Origin of the sequence: Megasphaera hexanoica (assembly GCF_043520715.1) — a bacterium.
GTDB classification, from domain to species: Bacteria; Bacillota; Negativicutes; order Veillonellales; family Megasphaeraceae; genus Megasphaera; species Megasphaera hexanoica.
Window position 1 is genome coordinate 2013893 of record NZ_CP171361.1, and the last position, 17062, is coordinate 2030954.

Here is a 17062-nt window from a genome sequence, read left to right on the forward strand (position 1 = left end):
ATTTGCGAGGAAATCCGATTATGACCAGTCCGCATATTACGTCCGTTTATGGCAGTGCCGAAACAGAATATACCATAAAAAAATCCCGTTTTCTCGTCCATCTCAGAGAAGTGACCTGCGAAGAGGAAGCATCTGCTTTCATCGAAGCCCGGCGCAAGGAATTCTGGGATGCCCGGCACAATTGTTATGCCTATCAGATTGGTCCTGCCGGCGCCATCCAGAAATCCAGTGACGACGGAGAACCGTCGGGAACAGCTGGCCGCCCGATGCTGGAAGTACTGAAAAAAAACAGCATCACCAACACCGTTGTTGTCGTCACCCGCTATTTCGGCGGCATCAAGCTCGGTGCCAGCGGCCTGATACGGGCTTACAGCCATTGTGTAACCCTCGGTCTGGAAGCAGCGGAAATTGCCGACTATCTCCCTTATCAGGTCGTAAATGTTTCCTTCCCCTATTCCTTTGTGAGCGTCATAGAACGTCTGGTCCCATCGTATGCCGTTCGCATTGCAGACCGTTCCTTTGCCTCTGACGTCACATTTACTCTGGAAATTCCGGAAGAGCAGGCCGGTCCGGCAATCCAGGCCATTACAAATGCGACTAATGGCAACGCTATCTGCAAGACCGAAAAAACGAAAGTCATCCCCATCGCACGAACTTAACAAAGCCAGCAAAAAAGCCCATGGATATGTACACCTTTCATCGTACACATCCATGGGCTTTTTGCTGGTTCATATTGTCCCTTCTGCACCCGTTTTTTCAAAAACTACAATCTGTAAACTACCTTCTTCTGTCCTAGTCTTTGGGAACCCAGGTCCGGTTATTCTGGGCCTGTTCTTCTTCCCGGGCCAGCTGTTGGGATTGCAACTCTGCTTCGTACTGTTCCCGCGCAGCCTGTTCAGCCTGTTCCAGTTCTTCTTTTACTTTCGGATCTATCTTGGCATTTTTATCTTTAACCGTTTTCTGTTTTTCTGCTTCCAGAGCCTTGCGGGCTGCTTCCTGCTGGGCCGCCAGACGGTCCAGTTCTTTCTGGCGCAGTCCCTGCCGGACATCACTTTCCAGACTTACATCCGGCTGAGAATGAACATCGACGTAGACTTCAAACAGCCGGTTCCACGGGAATGTGACATTGACAGTACGGGGATCGATGCCCAGATATGTCTGGGCATACCGCTGGAGCTGTTCTTTCGTACGGCTCTGCATTTCGCTCATCACCGTCGGATAATACTTCTGCTCTGTATTGGCCTCTACCTTCTGCTGTATCCGGTAAATATAATCCCGGACATTGGCCTGATACGCCCAGTTGTCCAGATACTGGGTCGTCAGCATGCGCTGATGGGCATCGGGAGACATATACCGGGCCAGAATCCCCTGAGATATACCATATCCGACAGAATTGCTGGCTGTATTCCATCCATTATATGCCGCCAGCTGATACATCATCTTATCCTTATATAAACCATATATCAGCGTATTATCTGACCCGTTGGAAAAGGCCATATCGACGAGGCTGACTGGTATATTCTGGGCCATAGCCTTTTCTATCTGTGTGAGGAATGTCCGCGTCGAGTCCAGCATGATGGGGAAATTTTCAAAATTCCCCGATTCACGCGTCGATGTCGTAAGAGGCGTATTGACGGCCAGCAGCAGGTCCGGCTTTTCCTTGTCCGTTATCGTACCGCCGATAGCTTCAATATGTTCGGCAATCGTCTTCCCTATAGCTTGTCCGTCGTAACTCGGCACAGTTTTTTCTCCCCCGCCGAGAGGATAGATGACCGTTACTTTAGGATGATAATTATTAAAATCATTATTAGCCCGCGTAATGAGCAGCAACCCCAGCTGATCAGCGCCCGGGAACGACCCGAAACTGGTCTTCGGGATATCGGCTCCTGCTTGTTCAAGATATTTCGATTCCAGTGACGACTGGGTACGGACAGAATTATCATCATGACCGAGACTGTAATAGGTAAAGATGCCTTTTCGGGCATCACTAATGAGGCGATAGTTGATGGCCATATTCTTCTTACGGCAGCTGAACCAGTCCTGCAGATATTCGGCCGGGACGCGGCGCATGATGCTGAACCAGTCATTCCGTTCCTGCGGAGTCAATCCTTCTTCATCCATCTTTGCCTGGAGTGATGCCAGCTCATAAATGTCACTGCCGGATTTGAGATAGTAATCCGGTTCGACGCCCTTGCCACCGGCCCAGGGACTGCGCATGACTGTACTGAAAGCATAAATCGGCACTTTGCCAAACTTGCTGTGCAGGTTTTCTACCTTTTCCAGACGGGCCAGCAGAGTATCCATAGAAAGGTTATGTTTGCGCGAATCGACAAGTCCCCCATAGACCAGGGAATCCACCGACAGTACCATAGCATCGGCTTTGCCGGCATTTTCTTCTACCCATTCCATAAGCTTATCGGGAGAACCCTGGAAATTAGACCCCGATAAATACCGGTCTGGCGGAGTTATCACCGTATATCCGGCATCTTCTGCCGTACTGACCGTATAGGCAAAGTCAACGGGACGGTTGTCCTGCGGCACGTATAAAATCGTTTTGGCCAGCGCTGCCGGGCCTGAACACAAACACAAAGATACGACGACAGCTCCTAAGACCTTACGAAAACCATTCAACACTATCACCTCTGACATACACAGAAATAGAAAAAATTATCAGTTCATTATACCAGATTTATACTCTTCCATGCAAATACTTTCAAAAACGCTGTCCTCTCTTGCGCCGCTTGACTCTTGGCAGATTCCAGTGATAGCGGATGGCCAGGAGACGGACGCCAACGGTCACAGCAAAACAAATAATGGATGCCACATCAGCTGCCTGGCCCAGGGGGATATACAGGACATAGAGGACGACGGCACCGATAAACGAAGCCGTAGCATAGACATCCTGAATCAGCGTTGCCGGGATGCGGCCTGCCAGGACATCACGGATGATACCACCACCGACAGCCGTAATCAGCCCCAGAGAAATGCACAAAACCCAATAATGGGGAAACATATAACAGCCCAGCAATGTCCCCGTGACAGTAAACGAACCGAGTCCAATGGCATCACAGAAAAGGTACAGGTTGATAGATGCATGCATGAGGCGGTGACGGCGGTGCGTATCCATATAGCGCAGGAAAAAGATAGTTACTCCCATAGTCGCAATGATCAGCCAGAAATACATACTATTCTGGAAAAAAGCCGGGGGAATGCGTCCCAGTATGAGGTCACGTACGATTCCGCCACCGACAGCAGTCGCTGCGGCCAGTACGAAAATACCAAATATGTCCATGCGCCGCAAAACGGCAACCAGTGCACCCGACAGGGCAAAGGCCACGGTCCCCAGAATATCGAAAAGCTGCCACCAGAGTGATTGCATTATATTCCACCATCCTGTACAATAAAATCAGTGTATCTGATAGTAACCTACCATGAATGCAAAAAAGAATCAAGGATATCATTATGACAAAAGATGAATTTTATATGGGGAAAGCCCTGGAAGAAGCCAAAACAGCCTATGCCGTCGGTGAAATCCCGATTGGCGCCGTCATTATTTATCAGAAGAAAGCTATTGCCCGGGCCTACAATCTGCGGGAAAGCCTGCCCTGTGCCACCGCCCATGCAGAACTGCTGGCTATCGAAAAAGCCTGCCGCGCCCTCGGCCGGTGGCGCTTATCGGGCTGTACGCTCTATGTCACCTGTGAGCCCTGTCCCATGTGCGCCGGAGCCATCGTCAACAGCCGTCTGGACCGGGTAGTCTACGGCTGCGCCGACCCTAAGGCAGGTGCCGTACGGTCCCTGTTCCAGCTGGCAGACAGTCCGCTTCTCAATCACCGGGCTTCCATTACAGCCGGCGTCCGCGCCGATGAATGCGCCGCACTCCTCAAAGATTTCTTCCGAAAAAAACGAAAAAAAAGTGATTCTGGACAGCCCTGAGATAATCGTCATAACAGACGAAACATAAGGCAAAGGACCATGCATGATAGCCGAAGACTTCATGCATGGTCCTTTATTGTATGTACTATGAACGCTGCTTCTTATTCCAGATTTTTCGTGAGCAGCTGGTTGACAACTCCCGGGTTAGCCCGCCCCTTAGTCTGTTTCATGACCTGTCCGACGAGGAAGCCGATAGCTTTCTTCTTACCTGCTTTATAATCGGCGACAGACTGCGGATTGGCCGCAATGACCGATTTGACGATTTCTTCAATAGCACCAGTATCGGTAATCTGTACCAAGCCCTGTTCTTTGACGACATCGTCGGCAGACTTGCCGCTGGACCACATTTCCGGCAGGACTTTCTTGGCAATCTTACCGGAAATCGTACCTTTGGCAATGAGTTTGAGGAGACCTGCCAGCGCCGCCGGACGGACCGGAGCCTGATCGGCTGTTACACCTTCTTCATTGAGTTTTTTGGCAAACTCGCCGAGCATCCAGTTGGAAGCCGTCTTGGCGTCGATTCCTTCTTTGACGACATCTTCAAAATAGTCGGCTGTCTGTTTTTCCAGTGTCAGGAGATTGGCATCGTATTCGGGAAGTCCCAGTTCATCCTGGAAGCGCTGGCGCCGTGCGTCCGGCATTTCCGGTAATTCAGCCCGTACTTTTTCAATATATTCCTTCGATACTTCGATAGGAATCAGATCCGGTTCCGGGAAATAACGGTAATCGGCATCGCCTTCTTTGACACGCTGCAGGACCGTAATACCCTTGGCTTCTTCCCAGCCGCGGGTCGCTTGCTGGATTGTGCCGCCTTCATCGAGGATCTGGGCCTGACGGACCGCTTCGTATTCAATCCCCTTCTGGACACCACTGAAGGAATTGATATTTTTAATTTCCGTCTTCGTCCCCAGTTTATCACTGCCGACGGGGCGTACGGAAATATTGGCATCACAGCGCATGCTGCCTTCTTCCATACGGCAGTCAGATACGCCGAGATACTGCATGATAGAACGGAGTTTTTCCAGATAAGCCCGGGCTTCTTCCCCACTGCGCAGATCCGGTTCGGATACGATTTCCAGCAGGGGCACGCCGGTACGGTTGTAATCGACGAAGGTCGTATCCGATGTGTCGATAGAAGCGCCGCTATGGACCAGTTTACCTGCATCTTCTTCCATATGGATACGGGTCAGATGAACGCGGCGTGTCTTGCCTCCGACTTCGATATCGATATAGCCATTGAGGCAGATAGGCAGATCATACTGGGATGTCTGGAAATTCTTTGGCAAATCGGGATAGTAATAATTCTTACGGTCGAATTTGCTGAACGGCAGGATATCGCAGTGAAGTGCCAATCCGGCCTTTACGGCATAATGGAGAACTTCCTTATTGAGAACAGGCATGCTTCCCGGAAGGCCCAGGCAGACCGGGCATACGTGCGTATTGGGCTGGGCACCGAATTCAGTGGAGCAGCCGCAGAAAATTTTTGTTTTTGTTTTTAGTTCGACATGGACTTCCAGGCCAATAACGGATTCATATTTCATCAGAGTTCAACCTCCCCCATGGGCAGCGGCTTCTTCAGGTCCGTGCGGTTTTGTTCAAATGTATAGGCAACGCGCAGCAGTGTTTCTTCATCAAGAGCCTTGCCAATGAGCTGCATGCCAATGGGAAGACCGTTCTTGAAGCCACAGGGAATGCTGATACCCGGAAGGCCGGCCAGATTCAGTGTAACTGTGCAGACATCACCTAAATACATGGCCAGGGGATTATTGTCATTCTGACCGATTTTAAATGCCGTATCCGGCGCGGTCGGCGTAAGCAGGACATCACAGGTGCGAAGGGCATTGTCGAAATCCTGTTTTACCAGAGTACGTACTTTCATAGCCCGCAGATAATACGCATCATAGTAACCGGAACTGAGGACATACGTCCCCAGCATAATGCGGCGTTTTACTTCCGGTCCAAACCCTTCGGTACGGGTCTTGCGGTACATATCGACAATGTCCGTGCCATCTGCCCGGAATCCGAATCCAACACCGTCGTACCGTGCCAGATTGGAACTGGCTTCTGCCGGAGCGATGATATAGTAGGCAGCCAGACCATATTTCATATGCGGCATTTTGACCGGCACGATTTCAGCACCGAGCTTCTTATAGGTATCAATGGCTTCTTCCAGGGCTTTGCGGCACTGGTCATCCAGGCCTTCTACAAAGAATTCTTCCGGAACGCCGATTTTCATGCCTTTGACATCATTGATCAGTGCTTTTTTATAATCTTTCTTTTCCTGTGGGATAGACGTCGAGTCCTTCGCATCGTGCCCTGCAATGGCATTGAGGACGATGGCGCAGTCTTCTACGTCATTGGTAAATGGCCCAATCTGGTCAAGAGACGAGCCGTAAGCAACCAGACCATAACGGGAAACGAGACCATATGTCGGTTTGAGGCCAACGAGGCCACAGTAGGCAGCAGGCTGACGAATCGATCCGCCCGTATCCGAACCAAGTGACCAGACGGCTTCCCCAGCTGCTACGGCAGCGGCCGAACCGCCGGACGATCCGCCTGGTACATAATCCAGATTCCAGGGATTATGGGTAATCTGATAAGCCGAATTTTCCGTTGAACTGCCCATGGCAAATTCATCCATATTGGTCTTGCCAAGGCTGATATAATCGAGGGCATTCAGTTTTTCAATGACCGTCGCATTATAGGGCGATTTAAAATGTTCCAGAATTTTCGAGCCACAGGTCGTATTTTGTCCGGCAACGCAGATGACATCCTTAATAGCTCCCGGTACACCGGCCATATCCGCAATAGCTTCCCCGGCAGCGATTTTCTTATCGACTGCGGCGGCTGCTTCCAGTGCATTTTTCCGGTTGTCAGATAAAAAGGCTTTGATATCCGGTTCCACCGTGTCTTTACGGGCAATAAACTTTTCTGTCAGCTCCACAGCAGATATTTCTTTATTTACGAGTTTATCATGCAGTGCATGTATGGTTAATGCTTCCACAATATCCCTCCTCAATCCTGAATGACTTTGGGAACTTTAAAATAGCCATTTTCCGGTTCCGGCGCATTAGAAAGCGCTTTTTCATTGGATAAGGACGGCTGGGGCACATCGTCGCGCATGACATTGCGCATAGATACAGCGTGAGCCGTAGGCGCTACATCCGTGATATCAACCTGATTTAACAGGTCCATATAAGCCAAAATGTCATTCAGCTGTTTCCCGACTTCTTCAATCTGATCGTCTTCGATATTAAGACGGGAAAGCAGTGCGATTTTCTTTATTTCTTCAGCACTGATTTTCATACGGACACTCCTTGTACTAATAATAATATTCAACAATCTAGATTATACCCCATATTGTGCCTCTTGTCATCTGCAGGACAAAAAAATCAGGAGCCGCTTATAATAAACGAACTCCTGATTTTTTACGGTTCTATTTTGAGAAAATGTTCTCAGAATGCTCGAAAATGCAATTCTTATTTCTTTTCCCAACTTGTTTTTTCAGGATGGGTGCAGCAGGACGGGCAGCTGCCACTGCAGGAACCACTGCTGCCACAACAGCTGGTCGTTCCCTTGAACAGCCCCCGGATATGACGGCCGATGTAAAACGCAGCTGCCAATACTACAAGTGCCACAATAATCGTTGCAATGCTCATACAAGATCACAACCTTTCTGTATCGTTCAATTCTGAAATGATAATAGACACTTAGGACGCCTTCCGGCGCCCTAAGTATATCATTATTCCCATTATAAAATCAATAGTTAATTTCAAAAACGAGAATGGTGAATCGCATTCGTATTATACACCCAGTCCGGCAAAGAGTGCCAGATGATAGGTAATAAAACCACCAATATAAGCAAATACGAGGCACATGCCATCGACGGCGAGGAGCATTTTCCAGGAACCGGTTTCACGTTTGATGACGGCCATTGCTGCAACGCAGGGCATGTACAGCAGGCAAAATACCATCAATGAGAGGGCTACGGCCGGATTGAAGTCCGGGTCGTCTCTCAGGTAAGCGACGATGCCCGATTCATGCGTATCATCACCACCGACGCTGTAAATCGTACCCAGTGTCGAAACCATAACTTCCTTGGCAGCCGTGCAGGCAATGAGGCCTACGCCGATTTTCCAGTCAAAGCCAAGGGGCTGGATAACCGGTTCGACGAAATGGCCGATGCGGGCCGCATAGGACTGTTCCAGTTTTTCGGCATTCTGCTGGTCTTCGAGTTTGGCTGTTGCATCATCGGCTTCTGCTTTGGCATCAAACAAAGGCAGGGCCTGTGCAAATACAGTCGGGTTCTGTTCCTGGAGATCGGCAAAGCTGTCTGGGTATTTACCCATGAACAGCGTATTTTCTGCTTCTTCCGAATTCTTGACCTGATCTTCAACAGAACTCAGAGCCGCAGCCGGATTCAGGGAGTTACCTGTATCCGCTTCGTCTTCGTCGGCTTCATCGGCTGCTTCGTCAGCTGCTGCTACCATGGCTTCATACATATCGTTCAATTCAGCATTATCTTCTATGTCAGAAAGGCCATACCCGGTCAGGATGCTGGCTTGAGTTTCTTCCATCTGGGCCGTTACGGCTTCTTTGGCCGCATCGTAATCCTGGCTGTATTCTACATCCATCGGATAGGCCGTGAGGAACCATACCAGAATGGAAGCGCCAAGAATGAATGTACCGGCTTTTTTGAGGTACAATACGGTGCGTTCCCACATATGGGTCAGAACGCCTTTGAGCGTCGGGATATGATAAGGCGGCAATTCCATGACAAACGGTTCCTGTTCGCCCTTAAACGCTGTATGGCGGAGTACCAGCGCGACGCATACGGAAACGATAATCCCCAGCAGATATATGCCGAAGAGGACCGTACCGCCGTGGCCGGAAGCACCGAAGAAAGCCGCAATCAAAAGTGTATACACAGGCAGGCGGGCACCACAGCTCATAAAGGGGCAGGCCATAATGGTGACCAGACGGTCTTTTTCATTGTCCAGTGTACGGGCGGCCATAATACCAGGAACGTTGCAGCCAAAGCCAAGGATCATCGGTATGAACGATTTCCCATGGAGGCCCAGGGCACGCATAGCCCGGTCAATAAGGAAAGCTGCACGGGCCATATATCCCGTGTCTTCCAGCAGACTGATGAATAAATACAACAGTACAATAAGCGGTACAAACGAAAGTACAGAACCGACACCGCCAATAACACCATCAACGACGAGGGAACGAAGCTGTTCGTCTTCAATCACATCATTGCACCAGTCGCCGAGCATGCCAAAGCCTGTATCCAGCCAGTCCTGAGGATATGCGCCAAGATTGATGACGACAACGAACATGAGCCACATGAGGCCGAGGAAAATAGGAATGCCCAGGAAGCGGTTTGTCAGGACACTATCGATTTTATCCGACAGGGAGTCCGTCGTACCCGGTTTAATAACGGCATTATTATAAGCCTGTACAGCAAAACGGTGGCGGTATTCAGCAAAGCAGAATTCCAGATCTACTTTATTCTTCAGGGAATCCCGCAGCGTATGGGCCATGGCCAGGATGCCTTCCGTTCCATCGATGGCCTTTACCTTGCTGACGACATCACTGTCATTTTCCAAAAGTTTGATTGCCAGCCAGCGTACAGGATATTGGATAATGCCTGTCTTCTGGATCATATCTTCCAGGCTGGTGATGGCTGGTTCCAAGTCGGGGCCGTAATCGACGTTTGCGTTCTTTACTGTTTCTTCTTTCTGGGCTACATTCATGACGGCTTGCAATAATTCCTGGGTCCCTTTATTTTTACTGCCTACGAGAGGAACCACTGTAGCTCCCAGCTGTTCACCCAGTTTTTTCAAATCGATCTGGGCACCCATGCGTTCGGCAATATCCATCATGTTCAGACCGATGACGACAGGCCGCCCCAATTCAATGATTTGGGCTGCCAGATACAGATTCCGTTCCAGGTTAGAAGCGTCCAAGACGTTTACGATGATGTCCGGTTTTTCATTAATAATAACATTTCTTGCAACGACTTCATCCAGAGAACGGGCTGTCAAGCTGTACGTACCGGGAAGATCGACGAACAAAAGGCTATGATTGTCATAATTGCAACGGCCTTCCTTCTTTTCTACCGTAACACCGGGGTAATTGCCGACATGCTGTTTTGCACCAGTAATATTATTAAAAATTGTCGTCTTTCCGCAGTTCGGATTGCCGGCGAGGGCAACCTTGATAGTTCCTGCATTATCCATGACTACTAATGACCTCCTCCGACAGCTACACTGATCATAGCTGCTTCATTCTTTCTCAGTGCCAGCGCGGTCCCTTTGACCTTGACTTCAACGGGGTCGCCCAAAGGCGCAACTTTTACTACTGTGATATGGGATCCCTTGACGACGCCCATATCAACGAGACGATGCTGAATATTCCCATGTCCTTTCAGTGCTTCTACTACACCGCTGACACCGGGTTTCATATCCGCCAGTTTGACAATGTTCATGATCTGACACCTCCTTTACCACTGTCCATTGCCCATATTACAGGCCCGGACGGCGGATGCCGTTCAGGCCTGTAATGGAGATTTACAATGCACATCGCTCAGCACGAGCCTGTAATATAGACTTTAAAGCGCTTGAACTGCTCGTATGGGAACGAACGACTTCTACGTTCTTGCGCTGAGCTTCCTTCACAGCACAATGTACCATTCTATGGGACACGGTACTCGTAAACAGTACTACCAGATCGGGCGAACCGATTTTTGATTTGAAATCGCTTGGTACCTGGGTAAATACTTTTGCCTTATAATCAAACTTTTTACAAATACTTTTGTACTGGCAAACCATACAATCATTTCCACCTACAATGACAACACTCATTTACATCGCTTCCCTTCTCAGGCTCCGTAAATAATACTCACACATCCTCTCTTTATTGATAACATTATTCATTACGATATATAGTATATAAAATCACGTACTGGTTGTCAATACTTGTTTTCATTTTCATAAATTTATTAAGCAATCTATCTGTAAATTCCTTTATATAGGCATAATTTTATAACATATTATGTAATAATGATAATATAATCGATAATTAATATAAATAAAAAGCGAAAGATATCGTAACAATATGTTACATATGATACCTTTCGCTTTTTTATTTCGTACTATATCATGAATCTATTTCTAATATCTTTGAAAATTAAAATCGTTTCACACTTCGTGCCGGACCCAGGATGCGGACACTGTTCATGACGACTGCGAGTGTAGCCGTATTGTGAATCACAGCGGCCCAAAGCGGACTGATCCTTCCCAGAGCCCCCAGCAGCATAGCTGCCGAGTTGACGACAATGGTCGCCGTAAAGTTCTGATTAATGATTTTCATCGTTTTGCGGCCAATGACCAGGGCATCATACAATTTGGACGGATCTTCCGAACGGATAGTAATGGCTGCCGATTCTGCAGCAATATCCGTCTTATTGCCACCCAGGCTGACACCGATATCAGCAAATGCAAGGGCCGGCGCATCATTAATCCCATCGCCGACCATCATGACGTTCCCCCGTTTCTGAAGCTTCATGACATAATTTGCCTTGTCTTCCGGCAGGATTTCTGCATGGTAGGAATCAATATCCATATCGCGGGCTACTTCTGCAGCCACTTCTTTCGAATCGCCAGTCAGCATAACAACTTCATCGATGCCAAGACGGCGCATCTGATTCAGCGTCTTCTTCATAGCTGGCCGTATCGGATCCTGAATGGCCATGAAACCGATAAACGCCCCATCACGTGCTACATAGAGAAGGCTCTTGCCAACGGTCTTTCCCATAGCTTCCGGCAGGCCCGTGACACCTTCTTCGTTCATGAAACGGCGGCTGCCGACGAGAATCGTACCGCCTTTATACGTTTCAAAGTCAGGCACGACGGCACGCATTCCCCGTGCCACAATCGTTTCCGATGTATCATGGGACGGCGTCGTCCATTTATGATTTTTGACGTATTTCTGGATGGCGACAGCCAGTGGATGAACTGAATGCATTTCCGCTGAAGCAGCCAGCAGGATCATTTCTTTTTCATCGACGCCAGGTGCCGTCTGAATCTGCTGTACCTGCGGAACCCCCATCGTAATGGTGCCGGTCTTATCGAGAACAATAGTATCGATATCAGCAAGATTTTCGATGTAGTTGCCGCCTTTGATCAGAATACCCTTGCGGGCAGCCACACCAATAGCCGCAGAGATAGCCGTAGCCGTAGAAAGCTTCAGGCCGCAGGAAAAATCAATGAACAACAGGTTCAAAACACGCTGCCAGTCTTTGGTCGCACCATAGACGATTGCCGCACCGATGAATGAAATAGGTACCAGCATATTTGCCATCTTATCGGCAAAGTTCTGTACCGGAGCACGTCTCGTCTGAGCTTCTTCTACGAGATGGATAATCTGGGCCAGGGATGTATCGTTGCCGACCTTTTCCACGTGAATGACCAGACTTCCCGCTTCAATGACACTGCCCGCGTAGACGAAAGAGCCCTTCTGCTTGATTGCCGGATTCGATTCGCCGGTAATGGAGGCCTGGTTTACCGCGGCATTGCCACTTACGACACGCCCGTCAACACATATCTTTTCGCCGAGGTGAACTGCGATGTGATCACCTGGTTTTAACGATTCTACGGGGACTTTCTTTTCTTTTCCCTGTTCGATAAGCCATACATCACGCTGATCCAGCCGTAACAAGCCTGAAATCTGTTTGCGTGCCCGTTCTGCCGCATATTCTGTCAGCATTTCTGCCCCGTTGGATAAAGCCAGAAGAGTCAGGCTGGATTCGGGCTTCCCTGCCAGAACCGATGCAACGACAGCTGTCGCCGTCAACGTATCGGCATTGGCCTGATGTTCGCGGACGACACCAAGAACACCGTTTTTAATGAACCGGCGGGCAATGAACAGGGTAAAGAGCCGGCGGAACAAAAGAATGCTATCGTAAAATGCCGGATTGGTTTTGCGCAGGATATTCATGGCAATAAATCCACCAACAGACAGGATTGCTTCCCGTTTATAGGAAGCAATATCCAAATCTTTTCGTTCTTCCCGTTTTGCACCATACGTTTTTTCAAAGCTGTACAGCAAAGGCAGAGCCGAGCGGGGATCAAACGGCCGTCTATAATACAGAGTAACCAGCCGGCCGTCAGTCGAGGCCGCTACGACACCTCGCAGCTGGCGCAGCCGCACTCCCAGCAGAGGACGGATCCGGGCAGGGATTTCTGCATGGAGCCGTAACTTGGTACACATATACATAACAATCACTTTCCTCTCAAAAGGCTGTACGCCCACCATAAGAGCTGCGGACCAGACGCCCGTTCATTCATCGCGATAGTCCGGCGCAGTCCCCGTATAATGAATATGAGGGAAACCAGCGCTTTCAAGTCAAGCAGATGACCTGTACTGTCCGATACTCCCTGATTGAACATACGGCAGACATCAGCAGCGGTATGACGGAAGTCTGATTCGACTTTCTGTTCCATCGTTTTAGCTTCGTCCAGTTCTTTCATCAGCTCTTCCCCCGGTAAGGGAACAGAAAAAACCTGTTCACTCAACACCTTTTCGACCGTATCGAGCGTTTTTTCATCCCCCAGGAGGAGGATACTGCCCGTTCGGGGATTGATTTCAACACGGCGGATGCCCGACATTTTATACAGACATTGTGCCAGGAGGCCGGCCAGGGCCTGATTGCGTACGAGGCTTCTGGCATAATAACGGCGTCGTCCCGGACTTTGGGATGCCCGGCTAAAAAACGGTAAAACAGGAACAGGCCGGGAATCTGGTATAGTGTTGTGGGCGACGCCTGAATGGCCGGAGTTACTAAAAAATTGGTGAATCGACTTACCAATAGAGGCACCAATCATGAATCCTGATACATAAGACACGTTGTTATCTCCTTTCTATGCGCTTGACGACGTATTGTTCCACTTTCGCCAATTCGTGATTTGTCCGGAGCAGGCCAGGCTGATATTTGATTAATACGGAACCGGTCACCATATTGACTTCAACCGAATCTATTTCATGATAGCTGGAAATATACGCATATACCTGCCGGCACAATCCGGCATTACCTATCAACCGCTTGCTGTAGAGCCGGATACGGCCTGGAATATAAGAAGATATCTGCACAGACCGCATAATAATATCCCATTTTGAAAATGGCAGCATATTCTGTTTACCTTTCACAAATTCTGATATCACAAGAAAAAGAGACTGTCCCAGGAGGGCGAGACAGTCTCTTTTCTTCTGATTATTTAGCCTGTGCTGCTTCCTGTGCGGCAATCATATCTTCGAGTTCTTCTTTTTGACGCTGTAATTCAGCAACAGGAACTGTAGCCGATGCTGCTGTAGCAGCCGGCTGCTGCAGAGCCAGTAGCTGCTGTTCTCTTTCGACCATCAGTTTATATCCGAAAATACCTGCCAGTACACCCACGCCTAAGCCAATCCAAAAATCCTGATTCTGAAACATACGGGACATCTCCTTTTTATCCGGCTCCGTCCTTCATCAGAAGTACGAAGCTTCTGTTGTGAAATTGATAACTTTTTACATTAATTATTATATATGAAATCGGTAATTACTGTCAATATTGTGATATTATGTTTTTAAATTTTTTGAACGCCCTTGATATACATGTATTTTATCGCCTTGTCTTCGGAGATACGTTTATGTGCCTTATTATGCATTATATAATTTTAGATTTATTTATCAATATCTTCTAGCTTGAAGGTTTTATATGAACCTTAATAAATACCTGCCCAGTTTACTGAATCCAGTTTACTGAATAATATTATTATAATAAAAATATCATCTTGACATCTGCCATCAGACAGCGTATGCTAATAGCATAAAACAAATGAAGATATGTTCATATGTTTAAATGTTAGAAATGAAGTTTATATACTATACTAATCAAAGAAGGTGCTTGAGATGGAAAAAGTATTTGTTTTAAAAGGGCTGGACTGCCCGAACTGCTCCGCTAAGATTGAAAAAGAGGTAGGCGAATTGGAAGGCATTACTTCCTCTACGGTAAATCTCATGAAACAGACTCTGACGATTACGCTGGATGAGGACCGGGCCCGTACGATAACTCCCATCATCGAATCAATCGTACATACACACGAACCTGATGTAGAGGTGCAGGAACAGTCAGAAGCATCTCCGGGCTGCAGTGAGGAGAATGAAAATACGCGAAACCGCATCATCCGCCTGGCCGCCGGCGCCATCCTGTATGCCATCATCATGGTCCTTCATTCCTTTTACTCTTTTACCGGTATTACTTACCTGGCAGGACTCATAGCCGCCTATTTTATCCTGGGCTATGACGTTCTCTGGCAGGCATTGCGCAATATCACCCATGGCCGGATTTTCGATGAACATTTCCTCATGAGCATTTCCACCATCGGAGCCTTTGGCATCGGCGAATATCCGGAAGCGGTTGCCGTCATGCTGTTCTACCAGATTGGCGAATGGTTCCAGGACATGGCAGTAGACCGGTCCCGTCGTTCCATTTCTGGTCTCATGGATATCCGTCCCGACGTTGCCCACATCAGGCAGGACGGCAAAGAAATCACCGTAGCTCCTGATACCATCGCCATCGGTTCGACGATCATCGTTCATCCGGGAGAACGGATTCCCCTGGATGGCCAGGTCATCAGCGGCAGTTCACTTCTCGATACGCGGGCACTGACAGGAGAATCGGTTCCCCGCCGTGTTCACAGCGGAGATACAGCCCTTTCCGGATGTATTGCCAAAGATGGAGTCATCGAAATCAAAGTCAGCCGTACTTTTGGGGAATCGACGGCCAGCAAAATCATTGACCTCGTACAGAATGCTGCCAGTCGCAAAGCGCCAACGGAACGGTTCATTACCCGGTTCTGCCGGTATTACACGCCGTTCGTCGTTTTCAGTGCGCTGCTCCTCGGTTTGGTCCCTCCCCTCTTCTTCGGTGGTCTCTGGGCCGACTGGCTGATCCGTTCCTTTATATTCCTCGTCATTTCCTGCCCCTGCGCCTTAGTCATCTCTATTCCTCTCACCTTTTTCAGTGGCATTGGTGCGGCTTCCCGCAAGGGCATTCTGGTCAAAGGCAGCAATTATCTGGAAGCCCTGACCCAGCTCGGTACGGTTGTTTTCGATAAAACTGGCACACTCACCAAAGGCGTATTCCGCGTCACGGCAATCGATTCCACTGACAATTTTTCCAAAGACACGGTCCTTCATCTTGCAGCACTGGCGGAATCTCAATCCCGCCATCCCATTGCCCAGTCTATCCGCCAGGCCTGGAAAAATCCGATTGATACGACGACTTTATCAGATTATCAGGAATTATCCGGTCTGGGAATCTGCGTCGTCTACAGAGGAAAAGAAATTCTGGCCGGCAATGAAACGCTGCTCCATCAAAAGCACATCACGTTTACTCCCAGTCCGGCAGCTGGAACCAAAGTGTACATCGCCTATGGCGGATCGTACGCCGGATGTCTGCATATCACCGACGAAATCAAAGAAGACAGCCGGCAGGCTATCCAGGGACTCAAAGATGCCGGCGTCTCCCAGACGGTTATGCTTACAGGAGATGCAGAAGACATTGGCCGGACCGTTTCCCAAAAACTGGGACTGGATACCTATTATGCCCAACTGCTGCCACAAGATAAAGTAGATCGGCTGGAAGAGCTGGATGCCCACAAGCAGATTGGAAAGAAATTAGCCTTTGTCGGCGACGGCATCAATGATGCGCCCGTACTTGCCAGAGCGGATGTAGGCATTGCCATGGGCGGTCTCGGATCCGACGCAGCTATTGAAGCGGCCGATGTCGTCCTCATGACCGATGAACCCTCCAAGCTGGTGACAGCTATCCGCGTAGCAAGAGCAACTAAAGGCATTGCCTGGCAGAATATCGTCCTGGCACTGGGTATCAAGGGATTGCTCCTCATTCTGGGCGCGCTGGGTATGGCCACTATGTGGGAAGCTGTATTTGGCGACGTAGGCGTCATGATTCTGGCAGTACTCAATTCCATGAGAGCCCTGCGGGCATAAATAATACATTGAAGCACAAAATACGGAGCTGGATCCTGACGAGTTCGTTTCAGGAGACAGCTCCGTATT

16 protein-coding genes are annotated in these 17062 nt (G+C 48.9%); 3 read left to right on the forward strand and 13 right to left on the reverse strand.

What is annotated here, in order from left to right:
• Positions 1-20 precede the first annotated feature (20 nt).
• Positions 21-659: a YigZ family protein gene (locus tag ACGTIC_RS09910; RefSeq protein ID WP_113855762.1), complete on the forward strand. Its 639-nt coding sequence runs from the start codon at positions 21-23 to the stop codon at positions 657-659.
• Positions 660-792: 133 nt separating this feature from the next.
• Here ACGTIC_RS09910 and ACGTIC_RS09915 read toward each other — a convergent pair whose 3' ends face one another.
• Both ACGTIC_RS09915 and ACGTIC_RS09920 read right to left on the reverse strand, forming a co-directional pair.
• Entirely contained in the window at positions 793-2631 is a 1839-nt protein-coding gene (locus ACGTIC_RS09915; protein WP_394542131.1) for a DUF4127 family protein, read from the reverse strand.
• Between the two features lie 82 nt (positions 2632-2713).
• On the reverse strand, positions 2714-3379 hold the full coding sequence (locus tag ACGTIC_RS09920) for a trimeric intracellular cation channel family protein (protein ID WP_059075995.1): 666 nt from the start codon (positions 3377-3379) through the stop codon (positions 2714-2716).
• An 83-nt stretch (positions 3380-3462) separates the two neighbouring features.
• Between ACGTIC_RS09920 and tadA the strand changes: the two genes are divergently transcribed.
• The gene (gene tadA / locus ACGTIC_RS09925; RefSeq protein WP_059075994.1) at positions 3463-3936 is read left to right on the forward strand and encodes a tRNA adenosine(34) deaminase TadA; all 474 of its coding nucleotides are present in this window, start codon (positions 3463-3465) and stop codon (positions 3934-3936) included.
• 101 nt (positions 3937-4037) lie between these two features.
• On the opposite strand, the gene gatB is transcribed toward tadA, so the two are convergent.
• The 11 genes from gatB to ACGTIC_RS09980 all read right to left on the reverse strand — a co-directional run bounded on the left by gatB (position 4038) and on the right by ACGTIC_RS09980 (position 14431).
• On the reverse strand, positions 4038-5477 hold the full coding sequence (gene gatB / locus ACGTIC_RS09930) for an Asp-tRNA(Asn)/Glu-tRNA(Gln) amidotransferase subunit GatB (RefSeq protein ID WP_059075993.1): 1440 nt from the start codon (positions 5475-5477) through the stop codon (positions 4038-4040).
• Entirely contained in the window at positions 5477-6940 is a 1464-nt protein-coding gene (gatA, locus tag ACGTIC_RS09935) for an Asp-tRNA(Asn)/Glu-tRNA(Gln) amidotransferase subunit GatA (RefSeq protein WP_059075992.1), read from the reverse strand. Before gatA ends, gatB begins: the two co-directional genes overlap by 1 nt.
• A gap of 11 nt (positions 6941-6951) precedes the next feature.
• Positions 6952-7242 carry an Asp-tRNA(Asn)/Glu-tRNA(Gln) amidotransferase subunit GatC gene (gatC, locus tag ACGTIC_RS09940; RefSeq protein WP_059075991.1) on the reverse strand — a complete coding sequence of 97 codons (291 nt, stop codon included), beginning with the start codon at positions 7240-7242 and terminating at the stop codon, positions 6952-6954.
• 173 nt (positions 7243-7415) lie between these two features.
• Positions 7416-7595, reverse strand: a complete 180-nt coding sequence (locus ACGTIC_RS09945; RefSeq protein WP_113855760.1) for a FeoB-associated Cys-rich membrane protein — start codon at positions 7593-7595, stop codon at positions 7416-7418.
• Between the two features lie 144 nt (positions 7596-7739).
• Entirely contained in the window at positions 7740-10181 is a 2442-nt protein-coding gene (gene feoB / locus ACGTIC_RS09950) for a ferrous iron transport protein B (RefSeq protein WP_075581140.1), read from the reverse strand.
• 5 nt (positions 10182-10186) lie between these two features.
• Positions 10187-10429, reverse strand: coding sequence for a ferrous iron transport protein A (locus ACGTIC_RS09955; protein ID WP_075581141.1), 243 nt, complete (start codon positions 10427-10429; stop codon positions 10187-10189).
• 82 nt (positions 10430-10511) lie between these two features.
• Positions 10512-10805 (reverse strand): DUF2325 domain-containing protein, encoded by a 294-nt coding sequence (locus ACGTIC_RS09960; RefSeq protein ID WP_059075987.1) that lies wholly within the window; start codon positions 10803-10805, stop codon positions 10512-10514.
• Between the two features lie 325 nt (positions 10806-11130).
• On the reverse strand, positions 11131-13218 hold the full coding sequence (locus tag ACGTIC_RS09965; RefSeq protein WP_113855759.1) for a cation-translocating P-type ATPase: 2088 nt from the start codon (positions 13216-13218) through the stop codon (positions 11131-11133).
• Between the two features lie 5 nt (positions 13219-13223).
• Entirely contained in the window at positions 13224-13847 is a 624-nt protein-coding gene (locus ACGTIC_RS09970) for an HMA2 domain-containing protein (protein ID WP_075581143.1), read from the reverse strand.
• Between the two features lie 4 nt (positions 13848-13851).
• Positions 13852-14130: an HMA2 domain-containing protein gene (locus ACGTIC_RS09975; RefSeq protein ID WP_059076028.1), complete on the reverse strand. Its 279-nt coding sequence runs from the start codon at positions 14128-14130 to the stop codon at positions 13852-13854.
• An 82-nt stretch (positions 14131-14212) separates the two neighbouring features.
• A complete protein-coding gene (locus ACGTIC_RS09980; RefSeq protein WP_059075984.1) occupies positions 14213-14431 on the reverse strand; it encodes a hypothetical protein in 219 nt (72 codons plus the stop codon).
• Positions 14432-14890: 459 nt separating this feature from the next.
• Here ACGTIC_RS09980 and ACGTIC_RS09985 point away from each other — a divergent pair, with 459 nt between their 5' ends.
• On the forward strand, positions 14891-16993 hold the full coding sequence (locus ACGTIC_RS09985; protein WP_113855758.1) for a heavy metal translocating P-type ATPase: 2103 nt from the start codon (positions 14891-14893) through the stop codon (positions 16991-16993).
• Positions 16994-17062 lie beyond the last annotated feature (69 nt).